This window comes from Malaciobacter marinus, from assembly GCF_003544855.1.
Lineage (GTDB): Bacteria > Campylobacterota > Campylobacteria > Campylobacterales > Arcobacteraceae > Malaciobacter > Malaciobacter marinus.
This window is the reverse complement of record NZ_CP032101.1, coordinates 404,205-429,320: the sequence shown is the minus strand read 5'-3', so window position 1 is coordinate 429,320 and position 25,116 is coordinate 404,205. Positions and strand designations below refer to the sequence as shown.

General features: G+C 26.5%; 22 protein-coding genes. 11 read left to right on the top strand and 11 right to left on the bottom strand.

Going from position 1 to position 25,116, the window contains the following annotated elements; translation table 11 throughout:
- Positions 1 to 2 precede the first annotated feature (2 nt).
- The gene (locus tag AMRN_RS02150; protein ID WP_099309825.1) at positions 3 to 995 is read right to left on the bottom strand and encodes a helix-turn-helix transcriptional regulator; all 993 of its coding nucleotides are present in this window, start codon (positions 993 to 995) and stop codon (positions 3 to 5) included.
- Positions 996 to 1,110: 115 nt separating this feature from the next.
- On the opposite strand from AMRN_RS02150, the gene AMRN_RS02145 reads away from it, so the two are divergent.
- A complete protein-coding gene (locus AMRN_RS02145; protein WP_099309826.1) occupies positions 1,111 to 3,210 on the top strand; it encodes a TonB-dependent receptor in 2,100 nt (699 codons plus the stop codon).
- A 20-nt stretch (positions 3,211 to 3,230) separates the two neighbouring features.
- On the opposite strand, the gene AMRN_RS02140 is transcribed toward AMRN_RS02145, so the two are convergent.
- Positions 3,231 to 4,208 (bottom strand): helix-turn-helix domain-containing protein, encoded by a 978-nt coding sequence (locus tag AMRN_RS02140; RefSeq protein ID WP_099309827.1) that lies wholly within the window; start codon positions 4,206 to 4,208, stop codon positions 3,231 to 3,233.
- 112 nt (positions 4,209 to 4,320) lie between these two features.
- Between AMRN_RS02140 and AMRN_RS02135 the strand changes: the two genes are divergently transcribed.
- The 9 genes from AMRN_RS02135 to AMRN_RS02095 all read left to right on the top strand — a co-directional run bounded on the left by AMRN_RS02135 (position 4,321) and on the right by AMRN_RS02095 (position 15,929).
- Positions 4,321 to 6,432 carry a TonB-dependent receptor gene (locus tag AMRN_RS02135; protein WP_099309828.1) on the top strand — a complete coding sequence of 704 codons (2,112 nt, stop codon included), beginning with the start codon at positions 4,321 to 4,323 and terminating at the stop codon, positions 6,430 to 6,432.
- 109 nt (positions 6,433 to 6,541) lie between these two features.
- A complete protein-coding gene (locus AMRN_RS02130) occupies positions 6,542 to 8,329 on the top strand; it encodes an ABC transporter ATP-binding protein (RefSeq protein WP_099309829.1) in 1,788 nt (595 codons plus the stop codon).
- Positions 8,319 to 10,082 carry an ABC transporter ATP-binding protein gene (locus AMRN_RS02125; RefSeq protein WP_099309830.1) on the top strand — a complete coding sequence of 588 codons (1,764 nt, stop codon included), beginning with the start codon at positions 8,319 to 8,321 and terminating at the stop codon, positions 10,080 to 10,082. Before AMRN_RS02130 ends, AMRN_RS02125 begins: the two co-directional genes overlap by 11 nt.
- A complete protein-coding gene (locus AMRN_RS02120) occupies positions 10,083 to 11,327 on the top strand; it encodes an MFS transporter (RefSeq protein ID WP_099309831.1) in 1,245 nt (414 codons plus the stop codon).
- A gap of 3 nt (positions 11,328 to 11,330) precedes the next feature.
- Entirely contained in the window at positions 11,331 to 12,509 is a 1,179-nt protein-coding gene (locus tag AMRN_RS02115) for an MFS transporter (protein ID WP_099309832.1), read from the top strand.
- The gene (locus AMRN_RS02110) at positions 12,503 to 13,054 is read left to right on the top strand and encodes a manganese efflux pump MntP (protein ID WP_099309833.1); all 552 of its coding nucleotides are present in this window, start codon (positions 12,503 to 12,505) and stop codon (positions 13,052 to 13,054) included. The genes AMRN_RS02115 and AMRN_RS02110 overlap by 7 nt, the downstream gene beginning before the upstream one ends.
- Positions 13,055 to 13,180: 126 nt before the next feature.
- The gene (locus tag AMRN_RS02105) at positions 13,181 to 13,960 is read left to right on the top strand and encodes an amino acid ABC transporter substrate-binding protein (RefSeq protein WP_079578241.1); all 780 of its coding nucleotides are present in this window, start codon (positions 13,181 to 13,183) and stop codon (positions 13,958 to 13,960) included.
- Positions 13,960 to 14,628: an amino acid ABC transporter permease gene (locus tag AMRN_RS02100; protein ID WP_099309834.1), complete on the top strand. Its 669-nt coding sequence runs from the start codon at positions 13,960 to 13,962 to the stop codon at positions 14,626 to 14,628. The genes AMRN_RS02105 and AMRN_RS02100 overlap by 1 nt, the downstream gene beginning before the upstream one ends.
- A 17-nt stretch (positions 14,629 to 14,645) precedes the next feature.
- Positions 14,646 to 15,929: a TAXI family TRAP transporter solute-binding subunit gene (locus tag AMRN_RS02095; RefSeq protein ID WP_099309835.1), complete on the top strand. Its 1,284-nt coding sequence runs from the start codon at positions 14,646 to 14,648 to the stop codon at positions 15,927 to 15,929.
- Here the strand turns inward: AMRN_RS02095 and AMRN_RS02090 are convergent.
- Positions 15,915 to 16,958: a cyclic nucleotide-binding domain-containing protein gene (locus tag AMRN_RS02090; RefSeq protein ID WP_099309836.1), complete on the bottom strand. Its 1,044-nt coding sequence runs from the start codon at positions 16,956 to 16,958 to the stop codon at positions 15,915 to 15,917. The two genes, AMRN_RS02095 and AMRN_RS02090, sit on opposite strands and share 15 nt — an antisense overlap.
- An 87-nt stretch (positions 16,959 to 17,045) precedes the next feature.
- On the opposite strand from AMRN_RS02090, the gene trpS reads away from it, so the two are divergent.
- Positions 17,046 to 18,014, top strand: a complete 969-nt coding sequence (gene trpS / locus AMRN_RS02085) for a tryptophan--tRNA ligase (protein ID WP_099309837.1) — start codon at positions 17,046 to 17,048, stop codon at positions 18,012 to 18,014.
- A gap of 90 nt (positions 18,015 to 18,104) precedes the next feature.
- On the opposite strand, the gene AMRN_RS14120 is transcribed toward trpS, so the two are convergent.
- From AMRN_RS14120 to AMRN_RS02045, 8 genes are all read right to left on the bottom strand, one after another.
- Complete coding sequence (locus AMRN_RS14120; RefSeq protein WP_228199137.1) at positions 18,105 to 19,463, bottom strand: phospholipase effector Tle1 domain-containing protein; 1,359 nt, start codon at positions 19,461 to 19,463, stop codon at positions 18,105 to 18,107.
- 24 nt (positions 19,464 to 19,487) lie between these two features.
- Positions 19,488 to 20,846: a hypothetical protein gene (locus tag AMRN_RS02075; protein WP_118897345.1), complete on the bottom strand. Its 1,359-nt coding sequence runs from the start codon at positions 20,844 to 20,846 to the stop codon at positions 19,488 to 19,490.
- Positions 20,839 to 21,939 (bottom strand): tetratricopeptide repeat protein, encoded by a 1,101-nt coding sequence (locus AMRN_RS02070; protein ID WP_118897344.1) that lies wholly within the window; start codon positions 21,937 to 21,939, stop codon positions 20,839 to 20,841. The genes AMRN_RS02075 and AMRN_RS02070 overlap by 8 nt, the downstream gene beginning before the upstream one ends.
- 155 nt (positions 21,940 to 22,094) lie before the next feature.
- Positions 22,095 to 22,688, bottom strand: a complete 594-nt coding sequence (locus AMRN_RS02065) for an FmdE family protein (RefSeq protein ID WP_099312003.1) — start codon at positions 22,686 to 22,688, stop codon at positions 22,095 to 22,097.
- 73 nt (positions 22,689 to 22,761) lie between these two features.
- Positions 22,762 to 23,454 carry a class I SAM-dependent DNA methyltransferase gene (locus AMRN_RS02060; protein ID WP_099312001.1) on the bottom strand — a complete coding sequence of 231 codons (693 nt, stop codon included), beginning with the start codon at positions 23,452 to 23,454 and terminating at the stop codon, positions 22,762 to 22,764.
- Positions 23,454 to 24,062: an ATP phosphoribosyltransferase gene (hisG, locus tag AMRN_RS02055; protein WP_099312000.1), complete on the bottom strand. Its 609-nt coding sequence runs from the start codon at positions 24,060 to 24,062 to the stop codon at positions 23,454 to 23,456. Before hisG ends, AMRN_RS02060 begins: the two co-directional genes overlap by 1 nt.
- A complete protein-coding gene (locus tag AMRN_RS02050; RefSeq protein WP_099311998.1) occupies positions 24,040 to 24,666 on the bottom strand; it encodes a type III pantothenate kinase in 627 nt (208 codons plus the stop codon). Before AMRN_RS02050 ends, hisG begins: the two co-directional genes overlap by 23 nt.
- Positions 24,653 to 24,985 (bottom strand): hypothetical protein, encoded by a 333-nt coding sequence (locus AMRN_RS02045; RefSeq protein ID WP_099311996.1) that lies wholly within the window; start codon positions 24,983 to 24,985, stop codon positions 24,653 to 24,655. The genes AMRN_RS02050 and AMRN_RS02045 overlap by 14 nt, the downstream gene beginning before the upstream one ends.
- Between the last annotated feature and the right edge of the window lie 131 nt (positions 24,986 to 25,116).

Here is a 25,116-nt window from a genome sequence, read left to right as displayed (position 1 = left end):
AACTACTTTAGCCTAAAATAATAAGTTCTATTTTTTACTAACTCTTTTGGATTAACTTTAAAATATTTTGTAAAAGCTACTGTAAAACTTTGTTGATGTTTATAACCTACAATACTTGAAACCTCAGCAATATTATAATCACCTGTACTTAATAATGCTTTTGCTTTTTGCATTCTTGCTTCTAGTACTAAACTTCCAGGAGTTGTATTAAAAAGCTCTTTAAATCCTAATTTTAATTTAAATTCATTTAAAGCAACTTTTTTACTTAAATCACTTATAGAATAGATTTTTTGAGAAGATAAGATCAACTCTTTTGCTTTTTTTAATGATTCAATATCTAAAGAGTTAAATTTTACTTTCTTACAAGTACAAATATTTTCTTTATTTAAATTAAATATATCTTTAAATTCACTATAAATAATCTCATATGCTTTACTTTGCAAATATAAAGTATCTAAATCTCCCTCATAAGGAGAGTTGTATAACTCATTTGCCAAGATTTTTGTTTTATAACTTGCTAAAGATTTTTTTATATTTGTTGAGATATGATTTTGAAAATTTTTTCTTAATAACTTTGTATTATTAAAACCTTTAAAGAAATATTTTTCTAAAAAAGAGTCTCTTATTACAAGACAAAGGGATTTTGTTTTAGTAGAATTATCAAAAATAATTGAACCATCATAACTATTTACATATTTTATTAAAATTTCATCTTTTTTAAACAAAAGTTTTGAACTATTACTGTTATCAGTATAAATTACATCATCTTCAAGATTTATAGCAATACAAAGTCCAGAAACTTTTGAAAAAGATTTAATCTCTAATTTTTTGTTTATTGATGCACTTGTTTTAAACATGAAAATATTATCTTCAATAATTTGCTTGTTACTTTTTATAATTCCTAAATCATTTGGAATATTATGTTGCCAACAATTACACTCATTACTACTTAATATAAAATCTTCAAAATCAATACTACTTATTCGATATGACATTTAATCCCTCAAAGTTAAAAATAAATCCATAATACATAAAAAATATATTATAATTAATTATGATTATCATTATAATGTTATCTTAAAAATACTTTAGATAATATAAGGAAACAAAATGAATAAAACCATTAGTTTAATACTATCAAGTTTGATTTGCTCTTCTATTGCTTATGCACATAGTGAGCATGAAAAAAAATCTACTAATTTAAATAGTATTACCGTAACTGCAAATAAGATTGAGGAAAATATAAAAGATGTACCTCAAAGTATAACAGTTTTAGATGAAACTACACTACAAGAAAAAGGCATCAAAACCGTAATTGATGTGATAAATCAAGTACCAGGAATGTATGCAGCAAACTCTACTTCTGGAACTTATATAAATTTTAGAGGATTAAATACCTCTTTGTTTACAAATAATAACCCTGTTGTAGTTTATATCAATGGTATTCCCATGGCAAATAGATATAACTTTAACCCTGCTTTAGCAAATGTACAAAGAGTAGAAGTATTAAGAGGCCCTCAAGGAACTTTATATGGAAAAGATGCAATTGGAGCAGTTATTAATATTGTGACAAAAGAAGCAAATAACTACTATAATGGTTCATTAACTTTAGAGTATGGAAGTAATAACTACAATCTTGCTAATTTTTATATAAATGGTCCTATTATAAAAGATAGACTATTTTGGGGACTTAATGGAAACTTTCAAAAAGATGATGGTTGGATAAAAAACACTTATCCTGGTATGAATGACCATGCAAATAGACAAAATAGCCGAAAAGTTAATACTTACTTTTTATATAAACCTACAGATAGATTAAGTTTAAAATTAAATCTTACAGATGAACATGAAAAAAAACATTGGTCAAATGGATATTCACAAAGTGACCAAATAGATGTAAGTGATGCAAATAGAGATGATGCCGAACACTTTAGTTTTGATGTTCCAACTGTTGAAATATTGGATACTCAAGCACAAAGTTTTCAAGCAAAATATGCTTTTAATAACTTTGATTTTAGTTCTCTTACTACACATAAAAAGTTTAATATTGATGGAGAGTATGATGCAGATTATTCTGATAATCCTGCTTTTAAAGAGCTTTATCAAATGAATAAAAGTGAAACAAAATCTTGGACACAAGAGTTTAGACTTTCAAGTACAAATAGTGAAGATTTTAGATGGGTTGCTGGTTTATATTTTGAAGATGAAAAACTTGATAATGGTCCATATGGAATGCAGTTTAATATGATGGGAACAAAAATGGTTCAAGATGCCCAATCAATAACAAATAGTAAAACTCAAGCTCTATTTGGACAAGTTACTATTCCATTTTATGAAGATTTTGAATTAACTTTAGGTGGAAGATACCAAAGAATAAAAAAAGATATAGATTTAGATATGTATATGCTTCCAGTTGGTGTTTCTGGTCCAGCAATGAATCACTTTAATGATGAAAAAACATGGAATACTTTTTTACCAAAGCTTGCCCTTTCATATAAAATAAATGAAGATTGGACAACATATACATCAATTTCTAAAGGATATATGCCAGGTGGATTTAACTATTTTGCTATGAATGATGATAAAGATGCAAACTCATTTGAAGCACAAAAATCTACAAACTATGAGATTGGATTAAAAGGTTCATTTGATAAAACAGATTTAACTTTATCAATTTTTAGAATGGATATAAAAGATGTTCATGTTTATAAATCTTTATCTACTTCTGTATGGTTAACAGATAATGCTAAAAAAGCTTATTCTCAAGGTGTTGAACTAGAGATTAGTCACTATCCAAATAGCAATTGGGAATTAACAAGTGCATTTGGATTTACAGATGCAAAATATAAAGAGTATGATGCAGGTGATGCAAAATATGATGATGAAAAGATTCAATTAACTCCTGAATATACAGCAAGAGTTGGTATAGGATATTTTAACCCTAGTGGATTTTATTCAAGAGCAGATATAAATCTTCAAGGGCCAACATATTTTTTTCATGATTCAAAAAATAAAATGGATAAACAAGATAATTACATAACAACAAATGTTAAGCTTGGTTATAAATATAAAGATTGGGATTTTTATGCTTATGCAAACAATATTTTTGACGAAAAGTATGTAACAGCATTTGATACAGCAGGAGGAATGTCAAGAATCACTTTTGGAGACCCAAGAAAAATAGGAGTTGGATTAAGATATAGTTTTTAAGAAAAGAGAGTCCTCTTTTCTTAATAGTAGTATTTTCTTGATTTTATAAACTCTTTTGGATTTACATTAAATCTTTTTTTAAATGCAGTTGTAAAGCTTTGAACATATTTATAACCTACTAATTTTGAAATCTCAGTAATATTAAGCTCACTACTTTCTAATAATTTTCTTGCTTCAAGCATTCTAAACTCCAAGATTAAAGCCCCTGGTGTAGTATTAAAAAGCTTTTTAAAACCATACTTTAATTTGAACTCATTTAAAGCTACTTCTTTTGAGAGTTTTGGAAGATTAAGAAAAAATCTTTTTTCACAAATTAAACTCTTTGCTTTTTGTAAGGCATAAATATCTTCTTTTGTAAGTTTTACCTCTTTTTTTATATTTTTTAGCCTATTTACTTGTAAAATATCAGATAACTCATGAAAAACTATCTCATAAACTTTACTTTGTAAATAGATTTTATGCAACTCTCCTTCATAAGGAGAATTAAAAATCTCATGGGCTAAAATTTTTGTTTTTAGATTTGTTTGTGCAGTCTTAAAATTAGTAGAAATATTTTTTTCATAGTTTTTCAAAACTAACTCTTTATTAGATATTTTCTCTAAAAAAAACTCTTGTAAAAAATCACCTTTAATTATTATTCCAATATCTTTTAAGATACTATCTTTATTAACTTCAAATAAAGATTGACTTTGATTAATATACTTTACAAACATACTATTTGCACATTTATTTGTTTGTTCATCTAAAATTTTATCTGTATATTTTAAACTGCCATCTAATACAATATTTATACATAAGCCCTCCTCACTAGAAGAGGATTCTAAAGATACATTATCCTTGAAATTAAAGCTATTTTTATATAAAAAAATATCATCAGATATTATAGTTTTTTCTACTTCAACACTTCCACTTTCATTTGGAAAATCTACTTTTATATTATCTTTTAAGTCTTTTACAAAAAAGTTCTCTAAATCATTCAAATCATATAATTTTGACACAAAATACCTTTTTATTAATTAATAATACAATTATCATAACTTTATTATTGATTTTCATTATCATTATAAGTATATTGCAAATCAAATTAAAACTATATTTAAAGGTAAAAAAATGAACAAGAAACATGTACTATTATCACTTAGTGCATCTTTAGTGATTTTATCAAATTCACTTATGGCAGATAAAAAAAGTGTTGAGTTATCAGATATTACAGTTACTGCACAAAAAACAGAACAAAATATTCAAAAAGTACCTATGTCAGTAAATGTCTTAGATGAATTTTTTATTGAAGATGCAGGTATAAAAAACACTAGAGAAATTGCATCTTATATTCCAAACTTAACAACTATGCATGGTGGTTCTAGGGACTACTTTTCAAGAATTGCAATAAGAGGTATTTCAAATACAGGAGTAGGAGAACCTGCAGTTGCACTATATATTGATGATGTATCTTATGCAGATTTATTTGCTTTTGACTCTCCACTTTTTGAAGTAGAAAGGATTGAAGTGTTAAAAGGCCCACAAGGGACTTTATATGGGAAAAATACAGAGGCTGGAGTTATAAATATAATTACTAAAAAACCTTCAAATGAACTATCAGGAAGAGTAAATCTTGAAGCAGGAGATTATGACTCAAAACAAATTATGGCATCTTTAAACCTTCCATTAATCCAAGATAAACTATTTTTAAAGATGTCTGCATTAAAGTCTAAAAGAGATGGTTATATCAAGAATTTATATACTTCAACAGATATAGATAATCATGATACTTTGTCATTAAGAGCAAATATGCTTTATAAAGTAACAGATGACTTAGAAGCAAGTTTAATTTTAGGATACCAAAAGTTAGATGATGATGGAGGCTTTCCCATGACTTCAATGGAAAAAGGTAAATATAAAAATGCTACTGGACTTTCAAGTTTAGATGAGTTTGAATCATCATTTAATTATAAAGGTGACAGTCAAGCTAAAACAAAAACTTCAGCCTTAAAATTTGATTATAGTGCACAAGAGTATGATTTTGTTTCTATTACAAGTTATAGAGATATGGATAATCAAAGTACTTTAGATGGAGATTTTTCTCCAAGTAAAAACTTTATAGGATTTAACTCAAGAGAACTTGATTCTTTAAGTCAAGAGTTTAGACTATCTTCAACAAACAGTAGCTCTTTTAATTGGATAGTTGGAACATACTTTAATAAAGAGAATGCAAATGATGAAACAGGTTATAAACTTGATGAAACTTATGCAAATATGATGGGAGTTCCTTTATATTCAGAAGATAAGATGAAAGCTGATTTAAGTTCAAGAGATATAGCAATTTTTGGACAAAGTACCATAAGGTTTTTTGATGATAGATTAGGATTAACAACAGGACTTAGATATGAAAAATCCAAAAGAAGTATGGATAAAAGAACTCATACTTTTGCAGGAGTAAACACAGCAACTCCTATGAAAAACATGGAAAAAACAAACTCGATTGTTCTTCCAAAACTTTCACTTGATTATTACATAAATAAAAATATGATGGTTTATACAACAGCTTCAAAAGGTTATAAAGCTGGTGGTTTTTCATATGCAGTTGACAATAAAGAGCTTGCAGAGTTTGATCCAGAAATATCAAATGCATTAGAAGTTGGTATAAAATCTAAATTTCCTAATTTAGGTTTAACTTTTAATATGGCTGCTTTTTATACAAAAGTTGATGATTATCAAGACAGAATTCAAGTAAATCCTACAACTATTATGCAAGCAAATGTAACAGAAGTTGATATAAAAGGTTTAGAATTTGAAACTTCATATTCACTTACAAGTAATCTAACACTAAGTGGGAACTTTGGTTTAGTATCTGCAAAATATGGAGATTATGAAGATTTAATTGCAAATAAAAACTATAAAGATAATAAAGTAGCAATGATTCCTAAATATGATTTTAATGTAGGATTAAAGTATAGAAATCCAAATGGTATTTTTGCAAACTTTGAAGCATTGCATACAGGAGAAAAACAGTTTGATAGATCAAATGAAAAAAAAGTTGAGTCTTATACAGTTTATAATGCAAAAATTGGTTATGAACAAGATAACTGGGATTTATATTTTGGTGTAAAAAATATAACAAATAAAGAGTATTTCTTAGATGGTTTTCATGATACAACAGTAGGATATATGGGAGCAGTTGGAAATCCTAGAACTTTTAATGTTGCATTTAATTATAGATTTTAATAAAAAATACCTTTATGTAAAAAAATAATCCTTTATACATAAATTCATTCTTGTATTTGATAGTAATTATTATTATAATTTTACTCAATACAAGAAATAAAGGTAGTTTATGGAAAACGAAAAAATGAAAAAAAGTTTATGGGCTATAATGAAGCCCGTAAACTTGCATATTAATAGTGCAATATTATTAGCAGCTTTTTCTGGTATCACTTCAGTTATTGCACTTACTTTTTTAGCATTTGTAGTTTCACTAACAGTTAATACAAACACAACTTTTTTAGGAATTACAATGGATTTTGACACAGCTTTTATATATCTAGCTGTAATATCTTTTATCTCATTTTTTTCAAGAAAATATGCTTTTATAATCTCTCATTTTGGAGCATTTAAACTTGAAGAGATTTTAAGAACAAATCTCTCTAAACATTTGGCAAAAGTTCCTTTAGGTTTTATAACAACAACAGGAACAGGAAAATTAAAAAAAGTTTTATTAGATGATATTAAAAATCTTCATGCCTTTGTTGCAGATACAACTCCAATGATAGGAAGAAGTATTTCTACACCTATTGCTTCTTTAATTTTAATGTTAATAATTGATTATAGATTAGCTTTTGCTTCTATTGTGGTTTTAATACTTGGCGTTATTATTATGAGTTATGTTATGAAAGACTCTCAAGTTTATAGACAAGCATATGAAAACTCTCAATCAAATATAAATAAAGCAGTTGTAGAGTTTGTTCAAGCTATGCCAATAGTTAGAACTTTTGATGATGGAACAAGCTCTTTCAAAAGATATAATGAGTCTTTAGAAAACTATAAAACAAATTTAAAAAATTGGATAAATGAAACAGGTGTAGCTGCAAAGTTTGCAATGGCAATCTTAAGTCCAATGCCAACTATTTTAGCAGTTAGTGGTATTGGAGCATATTTTGTTTTAAATGGTAGTTTAGATTTAGTATCATTTTTAGCAGTTTTATTAATTGCAACAGGGATGAGTGATGCGTTAATGCCTTTAATGTGGATGAGTAACTTTGTAAAAAAGTCACAAGCAGCTGCTTATAGAATTGCTGATATATCAAATGAAGAGGAGTTATATTATTCAAATAAAGTTAAAGAGTTAAACTCTTTTGATATTGAGTTTAAAAATGTTGGATTTAAATATGAAAATAGAGATTCAAATGCCCTTGAAAATATTAATTTTGAAGTAAAACAGGGTACAAAGAGTGCTATTATAGGCTCATCAGGAGCAGGAAAAAGTACTATTGCTAAGTTGATTCCTAGATTTTGGGATGTAAGCTTTGGAGAAATTTTGATTGACAATCAAAATATTAAAGATATTGATTCAAAAACATTAATGAATAGCGTTGCTTTTGTATTTCAAGATACATATCTTTTCCACGACACAATTAAAAATAATATTAAATTAGCAAATGAAAAAGCTACAGATGAACAAGTAATACAAGCTTGCAAAGCTGCACAAATTCATGAGTTTATAATGACTTTACCAAATGGCTATGATACTTTAGTTGGAGATAAAGGCTCAAGACTTTCAGGAGGACAAAAACAAAGAGTTACAATAGCAAGAGCTATATTAAGAGATGCACAAATAATTGTATTAGATGAAGCCACTTCATATGCAGATGCACAAAGTGAAGAAAAACTTATAAAAGCACTAGCAAATCTTATGAAAAATAAAACAGTAATTATTATTGCACATAGACTCTCAACAATCAAAGATGCAGACCAAATTTTACTTTTTGAAAAAGGTAGATTATTAGCAAAAGGAACACATGAAGAGTTACTAAAAAACTCTTTTGATTATATTGATTTATATACAAGCTATGAAAAAGCTTATAACTGGGATATAGATAACAAAGGAAATCATAATGACAAATAAAAGATTTAGCTCTTTATATGAGGTTTATAAGTTATCAGTTGAAATTGCAGGTGAATATAATGTAGGATTTAAAAGAAGTCTTTTACTATTTTTTATCTCTTTTGTTACATTAGGTTTAGCTTTTGCAATGTTTTTTCCATTATTAAAAGCGATATTTTCTTCACAAGCAGATATAAATGAGATTATTTATTGGTTTAGTTTTATGGCATTTTTTAGTCTTATTTCAATTGTTACTAAGTGGTTTGGACACAACTTTGATTATTCAGGATATATTGTTGAAATTACAAATGAATTAAGAGTAAAACTTGGTAAAAAACTTAGAAGTATGCCTCTTCATACATTATCAAAATATAAAACAGGGGAATTAAACTCTATTTTATCTTCAAATGTTGATGAATCAATATTACATATGGGAGTAGTTTCTGCACTATTTATGCAAATAACTGTAGTGCCAATTGTAGTAGTTTTATTTACATTTTTTATTGATTACAAACTTGCACTTATTATGTTAATAATTTTGCCTTTTGCAATACCACTTTATATTATGAAAAGAAAAGTATCTATTGAAGAGAAAAAAGATTTCAATGATGCAAACTCAAACTTAGAGTCACAACTAATTGAGTATATTCAAGGTCTTCCTGTGTTAAGATCAGTTAACCAAGTAGGTAAAAATGCAAAACAGCTTGATTTAGCAGTTAAAAAAGTAAGAACTATACAAGAAGAAGGAGCAAGTAAAAGTACACTTCCTTTACTAATCATGGGTTCACTTGTTGAAATTGTTTTATTAGTACTTGTATTTTTAGGAGGTATGTGGGTAGAAGAAGGTTCACTCGCACTTATTACTCTTGCTGCTTTACTTGTTGTAGTATCAAGACTAACAGAACCCTTAACACTCTTTTTAGGGGTTATTCCTGTATTTGATACTATGGATAGTGCTTTTAATAGAATAAAAACTGTTTTGGATATAAAGTCATTAAAAACTTTTGAACCTAAACAAAAAGCTAAAAGTTTTGATATTGAGTTTGAAAATGTTTTTTACTCATATGATAAAGATGAAACTTACTCTTTAAAAAATATAAGTTTTAATATAAAACAAAACTCATTAACGGCAATAGTTGGACATTCAGGTTGTGGGAAAACTACAATTACTAAGATGCTTATGAGATATGATGATGTATCAAAAGGAAGTGTAAAAATTGGTGGTGTAAATATTAAAAATATGACTCAAAAAGAGCTTATGAAAGATATTTCTGTAGTATTTCAAGATGTATATTTATTTGATGATACAGTATTAAATAATATAAAAATGGCAAAACCTAAAGCAACAAAAGATGAAATTATCAAAGCTTGCAAACTTGCAAACTGCCATGATTTTATACAAAATCTTCCAAACTCTTATGAAACTAATATTGGAGATTTAGGAGGAAATCTATCAGGTGGAGAAAAACAAAGAATATCAATTGCAAGGGCAATTTTAAAAGATGCTCCAATTGTAATACTTGATGAACCTACCGCTTCTCTTGATACAAAAAGTGAGCTTGCTGTTCAAAAAGCAATTGATTCTCTTGTAAAAAATAGAACAGTAATTGTCATTGCCCATAGATTATCTACAATTACTCATGCAGATAATATTTTAGTAATGAAAGAAGCAGAAATTATACAGCAAGGTAAGCATGAACAAATAATAGTTTCAAGTGACTTATATAAAAATATGTGGGAAGCACAAACTAGAACTAAAGCTTGGAATAGTTAAATGAAAATTCTTAGAAAAAGAGACTTTTTTTTATTTCTTAGTTTATATGTTACGCAATTCTTAGGATTAGGCTTCTTTACAGAAGCCTTTATTGCTATTTTAAGGAAAACAGGAATGTCTTTAGAAAATCTTGGCATAGTTTATATGCTAGGATTTTTTTGGGTTTTAAGATTTGTGTGGGCTCCTTTTATTGATAAAGTAAATTTTCAAAGAATTGGTCATTATAGGTTTTGGCTAATACTTTCTCAAATAATAATGGTAAGTTCACTCTTTTTTGCATCTTTTTATGAAGTAACAACTCATATCTCAATAATTCTTTTATGCGCAGTTATTTTTTCTTTTTTCTCTGCTACTCAAGATATTGCCTTAGATGCACTTGTATATAAAACTTTAACAAAAGAGCAAAGACCTTTTGGAAATGCTATTAAAGTATCAGGAGGTCTTTTAGGATCAGTTTTAGGAGGAGGAGTTGCCCTAATTATATATTCATATCTTCAATGGCAAACAACAGTTTTAATACTTGCATCTTTTACTTCTATTGCAATAATTCAACTTTTACTATTTAAAGAGCCTGCTTGGGAAAGAAAAGCTAAGCAAAAAAGATTTGTTTTTAAAGAGTTTTATAGTTTTTGGAAAGGTAAAAATAGAAAAATATGGCTTATTTTCATTCTTCTTTTTCCTTGTGCTGTTGCAACTGCACATGGACTAATATCTCCAATTTTAGTTGATTTAGGATGGGAATTAAAAGATATTGGACTAATTGTACATATTATTGGATACAGCATTGGAATTGTTGCATCTTTTGGTGCTTCATGGCTAATAAATAAATTTGGCAAAAAAAGAGTTTTGATTTTTTGCTCAATAGGTCAAATTATAGGACTCTTTTTCTTGATTTTACTACTACATGGATATTCAAGCACTACTCATGTGATTTTAACAATTGGAACAATATTTATTTTTTATACTCCATCAACAACTGTAATTTCAACTTTGATGATGGATGAAATAGATAGTAATAATCCAGCTTCTCAATATGCAATTCAACATAGTATGTTTATGCTTTCTGGACTGATTTTTGCAAGTATGAGCATCTTTTTTTCTGGAAAATTTGGTTATGAAAATATAGTTTTAGCTATTTGCTTAATAGCTTTTATTCCTTTGATTTTATCATTTAAAATTGATAGTTTTTTATCAAAAGAAGAAAAAGAAAGAATAGAGACAAATAATTTAAATACAATAGGATAAAAAATGAAAGAAATAAAGCCTTTAATGGCAATAAATATTTTATGTGTGTCTTCAATGATGGCTTTTTTAGCAGTTGTTGGACCAATTATAAGAGAGTTAAATTTACAAGAATGGCATGCCGGACTTATGGTTGCACTAGCAGGTGTTGCATGGGTATTACTCTCAAGGTTTTGGGGTAAAAAAAGTGATTATTATGGAAGAAAAACTATTTTGATTTTTTCAATATTTGGTTTTTTTCTATCTTACTTATTTTTAGCAGGATATATAAACTATGCAATAATAAATCCACCCTCAATTATCATTTCATTGATTGCATTGGTTTTTGCAAGGCTCATGATTGGAGTATTTTATTCTGCAATTCCACCTGTATCAAATGCCTTAATTGCTGATAAAGTGGAACCTAGTAAAAGAACTTCATATATGGCAAGCTTAGGTGCAGCAAATGGAATTGGAATGATTATAGGACCAATCATTGGTGGAGCCTTAGCAGTTTATGGATTAACTGCACCTTTATATGTAGCTGCTATTTTACCTTTAATTGCAGTAGTTATTATATATTTTAGTTTAGAACCAAGTAAAAAAAGAGAAAAAACTAAAGAAAAAGCTATTCATTTTTTAGATAAAAGATTAAGACTTCCTATGATTGCATCATTTTTTACTATGTATAGTATTGTAACATCACAAGTTTGTTTAGGTTTTTATATACTTGATAAATTTCATTTAACACAAGTTCAAACTGCAAAAAGTACTGGTTATATTTTAGCAATTATAGGAGTTGTTTTTATTTTAACTCAAATTGTAGTTTCAAAATTAAAAAATATCTCTTCACATACTTGGTTAGTTTTAGGTTCAATACTTTGCGCAATTGGATACTTCTTAGTTAGTATTATTACAACACAAATTGAGCTAACTATTGCATTTAGTATAGGAACAGTTGGATTAGGTATGTTAATGCCAGCATTTTTAGCAATAACAGCAAATAGTGTACAAGAACATGAACAAGGAGTTGCAGCAGGTACAGTATCAGCAGCACAAGGTTTGGGAATAATAATAGGACCACTATTAAGTACAATGCTTTATCAAATAAAACCAGAAATTCCATTTATTTTTTCAGCCACTACTTTTTTAGTTTTGACTATAATTTCACTTTCATATAAAAAAAAGGAAGCTATTAGATGCTAGAAATAATAATATTAGCAATTGCATTAAGTATGGATGCTTTTGCAGTATCTATTGGATTGGGTATAAAAAGTAATGAGAATTTAAAAACTTTAGCTATTAAAGCTGGTTTATTTTTTGGTTTTTTTCAAGCTTTAATGCCCTTTATTGGATACTTTGGTGGAGTTGGATTAAAAGATATTATTGGTGGTTTTGATTATTGGCTTGCGTTTTTCCTTCTTTTAATTATTGGTGGAAAGATGATATATGAAGCTTTTGGAGAAAATACAGAAGAGGATATAGCAAAGGTTTCAACTAAAGTTTTATTAACTTTAGCGGTTGCAACTAGTATAGATGCAATGGCAGCTGGTTTTACACTTCATTTATTTGATTTAAATGTTTATCTTTCTTTGCTAATTATAGGTATTACAACATTTATTTTTAGTTTTATTGGGGTTATGATTGGTTCAAAGGGAACTGCAAGATATGAAAGTAAAGCAGAGATTCTTGGTGGTGTTGTTCTTATAATCATAGGCTTTAAAATATTACTTGAAAACACTATTCTTTAAAACTTAAGAAGATATACTCTTCTTAAGTTTCTACAAATATTTAATAAAATTTATATAAACTTTAAAAGTAAGTAACAATTAACAAAAATAATGTAAAATTTCACAAAAATAATATAAAGGATATTTATGAAAAAAATAACATTAGCTTTTATTACAATATTTGCTTTGCTATTTATTGGATGTAGTGATGACAATTCTTCTAAGACATCAAAAGAAAAGGAAGTTATAAAAGTTGGAACTTCAGGTGGATATTTTCCATTTACTTTTTACAAAGATGATAAACTTCAAGGTTTTGAAATAGATGTTTGGAATGCAATTGGAGAGAAACTTGATGCAAAAATTGAGTTTAAAACAGCAAAATTCTCTGGACTTTTTGGAATGCTTGAAACAGGTAAAATTGATACAATTTCAAATCAAATTACAACAACACCAAAAAGATTAGAAAAATACTACTTCCCAACTCCTTATGTTTATGATGGAGCACAAATTATTGTACATAAAGATAATAATGAAATTAAATCATTTGAAGATTTAAAAGGGAAAAAAGTTGGTGTTACACTAGGTACAAACTATGCACAAATTGTAAGAAGTTTAGATACAAACAATGAGGTTGAACTAATCACTTATGAGGGAAATGGTTTTGAACAAGATGTAAAACTTAAAAGAATTGCTGCATTCGTTCAAGATAGAATCTCAGCAGTAGAACTAATCAAAAAAGCAAACTTACCTTTAAAAATAGTAGGTGAACCACTTGAAGTATTAACAAACTCTTTTCCTTTTGTTAAAAATGAAAAGAATAAAGCTTTAGTTGAAAAAGTAAATAAAGCTATAAAAGAATTAAAACAAGATGGTACATTAAAAAAGATTTCAGTAAAATGGTTTGATTCTAATATTACAGAGAAATAATGAGCACATTTGATATAGATTATACCTTAGGGATTTTCCCAATACTTTTTAAATATATAGATATTACTATCTCTATGGCAGTTATTTCTGCTGCCATAGCTTTAATAATTGCTGTTTTAATTGCTGTTATTACAACATATAAAATAAAAGTACTTACACAACTTTGTGATTTATATATCTCTTTTTTTAGAGGAACTCCTTTATTGGTACAACTTTATTTATTATATTTTGGTCTTCCTCAAATTCTTCCAATCTTTTCAAACTTAGATGCTTATACAGCTTCTATTGCTGGTTTAGCCCTGCACTTTTCAGCTTATATGGCAGAATCAATTAGAGGAGCTATCTCTTCTATTGATAAAGGACAGTTTGAAGCAGCAAACTCACTTGGAATGACAAGAACACAAACTTTTTCTTATATAGTTTTACCACAAGCTATTAGAGTTGCTATTCCTAGTTTGATGAATAACTTTATTGACATGATTAAAAGTACATCACTTGCTTTTACTTTAGGAGTTCCAGAGATTATGGCAAAGGCTCAAATTGAAGCTTCAAGTAGTTATAAATACTTTGAATCATTTTTAGCAGTTGCCATTGTATATTGGGTAATTGTAGTTACATTTACATTCTTTCAAAGAAAAATTGAGGCAAAATTAAATAAAGCTTATTAACATAAAAGGCAATAATTATGAAAAATAAATTTTTTACAATTTCTATACCAATTTTATTATTGATTATTGCCTCTTTTTATATAACTTCAAAGTTTGTAAAACCAGCTCCAAAAAAAGAGATTACAATAGCAACAGGTTCAAAAAATGGAAGTTATTATGAAACAGCCATGCTTTATAAAAAGTTACTTGAAGAAGAAAAAGTTAAAGTAAATATTTTAACTTCAAAAGGCTCTATTGATAATATAAAGCTTTTAAATGAAAATAAAGCTGATATTGCATTTATTCAAAATGGCACAATTACCACAAAAGATACAGATAGTATAAAATCAATTGCATCAGTTTATTATGAACCTTTATGGGTATTTTATAAAAATGAAGGTTATAAGATTGATTATATTATTCAACTTATTACAAAAAATATAAGTATAGGAGAGATTGGAAGTGGCACTTACGATTTAGCTTCAAAAATATTAAAAGACAATGGTCTATCAAATGAGAATTCAACTATTTCAAACTATTCAAGCTCTAAAGCAAAACAACTTCTTTTAGATGGAAAAATTGATGCAATGTTTGCAGTTACATCACATAATTCACAAGTAGTAAAAAGCTTACTTGCAAATCCTAATATTAATGTTTTAAATTTTAAAAGAGCAAAAGCTTATAGTAGAAAATACTCATATTTAGAATCACTTACTCTTTATGAGGGAACATTAGATTTATATAGAAATTTGCCAGATGAAAATATCAACTTACTTGCAACTACAGCAAATCTTGTTGTTAGAAGTGATTTTTCACAAGAATTAATAAGAATTTTACTAAAAAAAGTAAAAGAAGTGCATAAACAAAAAGATTTATTTGCAAAACAAGGTGAATTTCCAAACTTGAAAAATATGAAATTAGAGCTTCATGAAGAAGCAAAGATATATTTTGAAAATGGAGATACTTGGTTAGAGAAGATTTTTCCGTATTGGATAGCTGCAAACATAGATAGATTAAAGATTTTTATTATTCCTTTGCTTACTTTACTTTTTCCTTTATTTAAAGGTGTATTACCACTTTATCAATGGAGCATGCGTTCAAAAATATATAAATGGTATGATGAAGTAAAAAGTGTAGAAATAGAGATTGGATATTTAAATAAAGAGCAACTACAAACACAACTTGAAAAACTTCAAGATTTACAAGATGAGATATCAAAAGAGACTAAAGTTCCTTTATCATTTATGGGTGAGTATTACAATTTAATCATGCATATAAATATGTTAGAGCAAAGAATAAAGACTAGATTAAAGCTTATTTAAATTCTTTGCATTTATCTTTTGTACTAATTCACTTATTACATTTTTGTAAAGTTGTGTAAAGACATAAGGGTCTTCTTCATATAATTCAAGTGCAAGTTTAAAACTTATTACCTTTACTTTTGTATTTGCTCTTACTGTTGCACTTCTTTTCTCTTTTGTAATAGGAGCAAACTCTCCAAAGATTTGATTTTGTTTAATTTCACCAACTATATTTGCACCTATAATTGCCCTACAACTTCCCTCAACAATAAAAAATATATCATCGCCCTCATCATACAAGCTTATAATTACTTCATGGGGCTTATATCTAATAAACTTAACATCTTTAACAATATGTTTTATATCTTCATCTCTCATATCTTTAAAAAAGCGTATATTCTTTTTGGAATCTACTAACTTTTGAACAATATCTTCACACTCTATTTCTTCTTTTGGTTCTAAAGATTTTAACTCACCAATTTCATTTTTAGAGTATTCAACTTCTAAAGGTTTGCAAGTTGAATTAATTTTAAATTGACAAATAGAGTTAAAATTTTTATTTGTGTGTCTTAAAAAGTCTCTTGTTCCAAAGATATTTGAAGTTGTAAAGTTTTTAATAAATTTAGTAAGAATTTGTGATCGCATAGCTTCATTCCAAATATATAAATCAAGATAATAAAGCTTTGTATTCATAACCTTTACAGCTCGCAATTTTTCATCTTTTAATACTTTTTTAAACTCTTTCTCAAAATCTTCAAATTTTATTTCATCTTTATTATCATATTCATCATAGATTTGTTTAGCATTGTATTTCATATCAATATTATAAAAGTGCTCAATCAAACAAACTGTATCATTTAAAAATTTTTTCATCAATTTTGTTTCAAATTGTGGATCCATTACAGAAAAAAGATTTAAAATATTAAAAATTTTATCTTTTATGCTTAAATACTCATTATTTCCAAGTGTGTCATTTATTCCTAAAATACCTTGATGATACTCTATGATTTGGTAAAAATTATCTAATTTTGATTTTATATACTCTTGCACTTTCCACTCTTTTCTTTTTGTTTGTTGAAGTTTCTATTTTAGCCTAAATTAGATATAATCTCAAAAAAAATTTGAAGGATTTTAATTTTGAGAATATTATCAGGAATTCAACCATCAGGTACTATACATATTGGTAACTATTTTGGTATGATAAAAAAGATGATAGAATCACAAAACGATGGTGAACTATTTGCTTTTTTAGCATCATATCATGCTTTAACATCTGTAAAAGATAAAGAGGCTTTAGAAAATAACATATTTGAAGCAACTGTTAACTTTTTAGCTTTAGGAATGGACCCAAATAAATCTACATTTTGGCTACAGCATGATGTAAAAGAAGTACTTGAATTATACTGGATATTATCAAATCACACTTCAATGGGACTTTTAGAAAGAGCACACTCATATAAAGATAAAACTGCGCGTGGAATACAAGCAAACCATGGATTATTTTCATATCCTGTTTTAATGGCTGCTGATATTTTACTTTATGATGTAGATGTTGTTCCAGTAGGAAAAGATCAAATTCAACATGTTGAGATGACAAGAGATATTGCAAACTCTTTTAATCATGCATATGACAAAGAGATTTTTATACTTCCAAAAGCAAAAGTAGATGAAATAGTTGCAACAGTTCCAGGAACAGATGGAGCTAAAATGTCTAAATCATATGGAAATACAATTGATATGTTTGGAAGTAAGAAAAAAGTTAAAAAACAAGTAATGGGAATTGTTACAGATTCAAAGGAGCTTGATGAGCCTAAAGAGTGGGAAAATTGTAATATTTATAAACTTTGTGAACTATTTATGAATGAAGATGAATTAAAAGATTTACAAAAAAGATATGAAACTCCAGGTGAAGGTTATGGGCATTTTAAATTAACACTTTTAGATAAAATAAATGAGCACTTTGAACCTTATTTAGAAAAAAGAGAGTATTACTTAAATAATAAAGATGAAGTAAGAGATATTTTAGAATTTGGAGCAAATAAAGCAAGAAAAATTGCCCAAGCAAAAATGGAACAAATAAGAGAACTTATAGGACTTAAATTATAAAATAATGGGTGTTTTTAGGGAGTATTAGAAACTTAAAATTTAGCACTCCCTACTCCCTCTCAAATAGAATGAAAATCAATTAAATACTTATCACCCTCTAGTAAACTCTTTGCCCTCAGTAGAATAAATAACTCTCTTTCCATATAGCTCATATTCATCTTTTTTCTCATTTGAAGGTTTATTTACAAAGTTTCCAACTTGTGAAGAGTGGTGTAAATAGTTGTTTTTTAACTCTTTATATATTTTTGTATTCTCTTTTTTTAAAACTTTATGCTCTTTAAGTGCTTTATATGTTTTTTTTAAAGTTTCATCATCTTTAAAACTATGATCAAATTTACCAAAAGGAACCATCTCAAACTCATCTTTTCTATTTTTTTGTGTTTTTGAATCTACATATATAGCTTTATCATACATTAATCTCATAGCTACATGTTCATATTTATTTGATACTTTTGGTTTATACATATATAAATGTAAATGATATTCCCAATTTGAAGAGTTTCCCCAAATATCTTCTCTTGTATTTAAATTATATACATTTTTTATATAGTAATAAAAACCTTCTTTATTTTCCAATTTTTCAATATCATCTTTTAGTTTCTCTTTCTCATTTTTTGATTTATTTTCTTTTTCTAGTTCTTTTTTTAATTTCTCTATTTCACTTTCTCTTTCTTTTTGTTTTTCTTTCATTTCTTTTATTTCTTTTTTTGAATCTTTTTGTATTAATGCATTATTTTTTAACCAATTATATTTATTATTCCACTTTTGTATATTTTTTCTTAAGTAATCAGGTAGTTTTTTTTCTTCTATTATAAAATCACCAAGATAAACCAATTCATTTTCTTCATTATATCCCCCTCCTACATCTGCATGTGCTCCAGGAACATAAAACTCTTCAAATCTTGCACCACCATCTTCTCTTTTTTCTGTACTTTCTTTATAATAGTGCTTATTTATATTTGTAAAGATAGAGTATGCTTCAAAGTTATATCTAAACTCATCATCTGCCATTAGATGAACTACATGCCCTACTTTTTTATTATTATCATTTTCAAAAAAGTTTATATTTAAATCATCAGAATCATTTGATTGCATAATTCCATAATGTGTTACTGTATCAAACAATCCTGCAAATCTAAAAGAGATTGATTCAATTGTTATCTCTTTTTCTTTATAAAAAGGATTATAAACTCTATGATTATTGTTATTTGGATTAATATACTCTATATCTGTTCTAAGTGGATTAAAAATAGTCTTACTTCCAATTCTTACATAACCATTACTTCCAAAAAATTCATAAAAAATATCTTTACTATCTTTTGTTTTTATTGTATATTCTCTTTTTTCATTTTTTACCAATTGTGTATTTTTCAAAAGTGTACAAATAAAATGTCTTGCACTAGTAGAACCTCTACTAAATCCAAATACATCTAAAACTAGTTCATCTATATGTGTTATTGAATCTTTTCTTAATTATTCAACCATTTTTATACAAGAGTATAAACAATGTGCTATTACTCCACTCTCTCCCATTCCAAGACCCAGTCCAACTACAGAGTCATCTTCATAATCTTTTTGTATAAAAGGATTAAAAGTTCCAGAACCACTTTCATAAAGTTTAAATCTAGTATTTGGAAGAGCATCTTTGTTTTTCTTTACATCATCTCCATCATATAATTCATATAATCTACTTATGTTTGTTTCACCATTTGTAAAGCTACTATCTTCATTATCATCTGGAAGTATTTCTTTTATTATATAATCAGAAATAGTTTTTTCTTGGGCATCTTTTTTACTATTTTTTACATCAAGTAAATAATCAAATACTTTTTTTGAATCTTTTTCTGCTTTTTTAGTAGTTATAATTTCATCATGATCTAATTTAAGAACTAATTTACTATCAAAATATCTTATTGAAGCATTATTCATTTGATTTATAATCATTTTTTTTGTTTTTTTTGTAAACTCTGGGTTATCTATTGAAAGGATGTATTCTTCAATTGTTCCTTGTTTTCTATCTTTTAGTTTTTCTCTGTCTTCTAATTCATCATTTCCATTTAAGCCATCTTCTATATCTTTTGCTGGCTCTTTTAAAAACTTTTTAAAGTTTTTATAAAAATCTATATTATATATATTATTATTTGTTCCATCAAAAAACACTCCATATTCGACTATTAACTCAGGCATAAATGATGCTATTATTTTATCTTCATAAGACATTAGTTCTAACTCTTTTGTTTTAGAATCATCTTTTATATTATAAACATATGGCATAGATAGTACTATATATGCCTGTTCATCTTTATTTGGTTTTTTTGAAGTTTTATTTACTTCTTTTGTTATAATCTCATTACAATTATCTTTAGTAAAAGTCAAAGCAGAAGTGCTTTTCTTTTCAAGATTTTCTTTTAGATTTTTTTGCAGTACTTTTTTATATGCATGGTGATACTTTTTTGCTTTTAATACACTTCCATAAGATTTTGAGTTATACAATTGAGTGGTACAAAGTTTTACCAATTTTTTATCAATTATCTCTTCATTTACACCACGTAAATCATCGAAAATTAAGGGTTTATTATTTTTAGTACTCTCTTTTTCTACAGCTTTTATCAAATAAGGTTTATATTCTTCTATTACTTTATCTAAGATTATTTGTTTATCATCAGTTGAATTCAATAACTCTTTTATATCTTCATTTGATATAACCATATAAGCGATTCTAGTTTTTATATCTTCTTCTATTGCTTCATTCTCTTTGGTACAAAATTCATTTAAGTGTACTACTTCACCCTCTTTATGAAATGCATTTCCTTTAGTTATATCATTACTCATATGATACTCCTAAATCATTTAGTTTATTAATAGCTTTTTTATGTCCTAATTTAGCAGCTTTTTTATACCATATAATTGCATTTTTTTCATCTTTATATGTATAATTGTAAATATATCCTAAATTATTTGCAGCTTTTCCACTTCCTAATTTGTATCCTATTTTATACCACTTTTCAGCTTTTTTATAATCTTTTAAATCTATTTGATATGTATATCCTATATCAGCTGCACATCCTGAATATTTAAATTCTTCATAACATTTCTTATACCAATAAATTGACTTATTAAAATCTTTTAATATTGTTGCATATAAAAGACCTAATTTTTGAAGAGAACCTCTATATTGAAGTTTAACACCTTTTTTATACCACTCAATTGCTTTTTTGTAATCTTTTTCGTCTTCTTCATAATACTCTCCTATTGCTGAGGCACATTTTCCATATCCCATCTCATAACATTTTTTATAATAATTTATTCCTTTTTCTTTATCTTGCATATCTTTATTTAATTGGTAAAAAGTCCCCAGTTCATAATAACCTCTTGGCTCACCTAATTCTCCAACTTTTTTAAAAGTACTTATTGCTTCATCATATTTTTTTTGGTCTATATACATCAGTCCAATAGAAATTAGTGAGTTAATATCACCCATTTCATATGATTTCATAAACCATTTATATGCTTCATCATATTTAAAGTTTTTATAATAATACACACCTAAATTATGTGCTGATTTTCCATGTCCTGCATTTGCTGCTACTTTAAAGTTTTTAACTGCTTTTTTATTATCATGTAAAAAACTTAAATATAGACTTCCTAATTGTGCATATGATTCTATACTTCCTTTTTCTTTTCCTTTATTAAAGTAATCTATTGCTTCATCAAAGTTACCTTGTCTTGCATAGTATATACCTGCACAACTATATCCTTGTAGTTCACCCTCTTGTATTAGTTTTTTATATTTTTTTATATCTTCTTTTGTATATTCTATTTTTATGCATTGGTTTATATCATATTCACTTTTTTTTAATTCTTGTGCATTTAATACTACTGTTGTTATACATATTATTAGTAGGGTTTTTATTATATTTTGCATACTATTTTTCCTGTTTATTTGTTTTTGTATTAATATAGTATAACATAGTAGCTAAAATAATATAATAAATTATTTATATAATTCAATTTTAATATTTTTTAAAACTAAAAAACATAGTAATAATAGTAATAATACAAAAGTTATAATAAAAGAGTTTAGATTATTTTTATCACTTCTTTTATATTTTTAGAAATTTTTTCAACTCTATCTTGCCAAAGCTTACTAAAGAGTTTTTTCTCTTCATCACTTGCTTTTTTTTGAACTATTTTTTTCATCAATTCTGACACCATAGGTTCAAAAGTTATACTATTACAATCATAATAAACATCAACACTTTCATTTGTATCTAATCTTGTAAATTTTACACTTGAAGATATATCTTGTTCAAAAAAAAGTAGATTTCTTCTATCAAAGTTTCCTGAAATTCCTTTAAATCCTGTATTTGTTGTAGCTGCTGTTATTGCACTAATTACATTTGCAACAACTCCTGTTGTTCCTTCAGTTGAAGCATTTTTAAACTCTACTTTAATCTCTCCCCTTTTAGGTAAGGTCAACTTATATAAAGCCTTTAATCCTTCACTGCACATCAAATATGCTCCTAAAACAGTAGGACATGAATGACCTGCTATTTTTACTACATCTAAATAATTAAATTCAATAACTCCATCTTCAAATGCACCTAAAAAGTTTGAGAGTTTATCTTCTAAAGTAATTGATTCTATTTCATCAAAAAAGTTTGGGTAGTTCATCATAATAACCTTTAAAAAGTTTATAAAATAGTATATAAACCTTTTAAATTTATCATTGATTTAAAATAAGTATCTATTTTTTACAAATAAAAATATGTTTATCTGCTTCATCAAAACCATGAAGATTAAAATCACTAATTGATTCTACACTAAAGCCAACTTCTTTTAAAAGTTTTTTTAAACTAGGTATATCATGGTAATATTGAGTTATTAAATCTTCTTGTTTTTCATATAAATTATTCTGTTTTTGTTCAAAAAGAATAATATTTGTATTTAGTTCATCTTCATCAAAAACTGCATCAATTGCTATAAATTTATTCTCTTTATTTATATTCAAACTTCCATCTGCAACATCATTGAATCCAAATAGTGAATTTACATCAAACATATAATATCCACCATCATTTAAAACTTCATATGTATCTTTAAAGAACTGTTTTAAGTGATTGCTAGGAATATAATTAACTACATCAAAAATTGCAGTTGCACAATCAAATTTTTCTTTTACTTTATCAAGTGCTATACACTTAGCATCAACTTCTCTTTGTTTACAAACTTTTATTTGCTCACTACTTAAATCAATACCAAATGCTTTTTTTCCATTGATTTTTAAGTTTTCAAGAAAATATCCTTGTCCACATCCAATATCAATTATATTGTCAAGTTCATTTACCATCACAAAAGTCATAAACTCTTTGTGAAGTAAATAAACCTCATCTTCAAAATCTAAATATTGTTCAACTTTTGAGTATAAATCTAATCCCATTATAGTACTTTTTCTAATCTTTCTTTTAATTCTAAAATAGCTTGTTTTTTTGCATAAAATGCATTTTTATTTGCAATTAAGTGTGCGCTACTTTCCATAATAGTAGGCCCTACTTCTAATCCATTTTGTTTCATTGTAGTTCCTGTTTCTACAATATCAACTATACAATCACTAAGTCCTACAATAGGTGCAAGTTCGATTGAACCATATAGTTTAATAATTTCAACTGCCATTGCTTTTTGTTCAAAATATTTCTTTGCAATTTTTTCATGCTTAGTTGCAACTTTAATTTCACTTTTTGAAAAATCTAACTCTTCACCTTTTCTTAATCCAAAAGCAAGCTTACATTTTCCAAGATTTAAATTTAATAGTTTTATTAAGTCATACTCTTTCTCTTCTAAAACATCAAGCCCTACTACACCTAAATCAGCAGCTCCATGCATAACATAAGTAGGTACATCTTGATTTCTAACATTTAAAAATCTAAAATTACCTTTTTCTAGTATTAACTTTCTATCTTCAAATATAAACTTGTCATCAAAAGCTTTTTCAAACTTTTCTAAAGTCTCTTGTGCAATTCTTCCTTTAGGCAATGCAATTGTTAGCATCAATTATCCTTTTCATATTTTCAAAAATCAAATCTTTTTTATAGATACTATTTTTAAAATATTTACTTAAAAATTCTCCATCTCCACCTGTAAAAATGATTTGTTGTTTGTTTCTAATATTTTTTATTGGTTGTATGATTGATTTTAAGATTGCGTATGATATCGCATCTTGTGTACAAAGTGGGATTTTATCTAAATTTACCTTTGGATTAAAATCAAACTGTAATTTATGAGAAGTATTTGGATACAAATCTTTAATAGCTTTAAATCCAGGAAGAATAAAACCACCTTTATGTTTGCCTTTTTTCATAATATCAACAGTTATTGCACTTCCTGCATCTACTATTATTGCATCTTTATTTGCAATACATGCAATTTTTCTATCAAGTCCCATACCTTTATATTTTGTTTTAAACTCTAAATGGTTTTCTAAATCAATAACATCATCATTTGAATATTTTAAATTTTTTGTGCCACTATCATTTACAGATATATAATATACTCTTTGATTAAAACTTGGTAACTTTTCATTTAAAAAATACTTTTTCTCTTTTCCATTTATTAAAAAATGAAATGTAGTATTTCCTATATCACATAAAATCAACTCTTACTCTCCAGTCATTATCTTGTAAATATTTTTTTGCTTTTGAACAAAGTGGTGAACTTATTAATAACTCTTTATGTTTAAAATTATGCTCTTTAAACTCTTTTAATTTCTCAAAAAGCTCTAATAAATCATTTGCATTTTTTCTAATAAATCTACTTTTTGAATCAACTATAAAAATTGCATAATATGCTGATTTTATATCTGTGGCTGTATAAATTTTTATTTTCTTTCTACTACCTAATTGTTTTGGTATTATCTCATTTATATCTTTATATAATATATTTTTATTCGTATAAAATGTAGTTAAATCTTTCAATTTTTTCCTTTATTTAAGTATATATTATATCTAAAAATTGGTTAATATTTAAAAAGTAGTTAAGTTGTAATTTTTTAAATTAATATATAGTTTATGTGATATATAATCTTATAAGTAATTTACTTATTGGG

Coding starts and splice junctions, on each gene's coding strand:
- AMRN_RS02145 (WP_099309826.1), top strand. CDS start 1,111: ATGAATAAAACCATTAGTTTAATACTATCAAGTTTGATTTGCTCTTCT.
- hisG (WP_099312000.1), bottom strand. CDS start 24,062: ATGCTAACAATTGCATTGCCTAAAGGAAGAATTGCACAAGAGACTTTA.
- AMRN_RS02135 (WP_099309828.1), top strand. CDS start 4,321: ATGAACAAGAAACATGTACTATTATCACTTAGTGCATCTTTAGTGATT.
- AMRN_RS02110 (WP_099309833.1), top strand. CDS start 12,503: ATGCTAGAAATAATAATATTAGCAATTGCATTAAGTATGGATGCTTTT.
- AMRN_RS02065 (WP_099312003.1), bottom strand. CDS start 22,688: ATGAACTACCCAAACTTTTTTGATGAAATAGAATCAATTACTTTAGAA.
- AMRN_RS02115 (WP_099309832.1), top strand. CDS start 11,331: ATGAAAGAAATAAAGCCTTTAATGGCAATAAATATTTTATGTGTGTCT.
- AMRN_RS02130 (WP_099309829.1), top strand. CDS start 6,542: ATGGAAAACGAAAAAATGAAAAAAAGTTTATGGGCTATAATGAAGCCC.
- AMRN_RS02095 (WP_099309835.1), top strand. CDS start 14,646: ATGAAAAATAAATTTTTTACAATTTCTATACCAATTTTATTATTGATT.
- AMRN_RS02150 (WP_099309825.1), bottom strand. CDS start 995: ATGTCATATCGAATAAGTAGTATTGATTTTGAAGATTTTATATTAAGT.
- AMRN_RS02105 (WP_079578241.1), top strand. CDS start 13,181: ATGAAAAAAATAACATTAGCTTTTATTACAATATTTGCTTTGCTATTT.
- AMRN_RS02125 (WP_099309830.1), top strand. CDS start 8,319: ATGACAAATAAAAGATTTAGCTCTTTATATGAGGTTTATAAGTTATCA.
- AMRN_RS02060 (WP_099312001.1), bottom strand. CDS start 23,454: ATGGGATTAGATTTATACTCAAAAGTTGAACAATATTTAGATTTTGAA.
- AMRN_RS02070 (WP_118897344.1), bottom strand. CDS start 21,939: ATGCAAAATATAATAAAAACCCTACTAATAATATGTATAACAACAGTA.
- AMRN_RS02100 (WP_099309834.1), top strand. CDS start 13,960: ATGAGCACATTTGATATAGATTATACCTTAGGGATTTTCCCAATACTT.
- AMRN_RS02075 (WP_118897345.1), bottom strand. CDS start 20,846: ATGAGTAATGATATAACTAAAGGAAATGCATTTCATAAAGAGGGTGAA.
- AMRN_RS02120 (WP_099309831.1), top strand. CDS start 10,083: ATGAAAATTCTTAGAAAAAGAGACTTTTTTTTATTTCTTAGTTTATAT.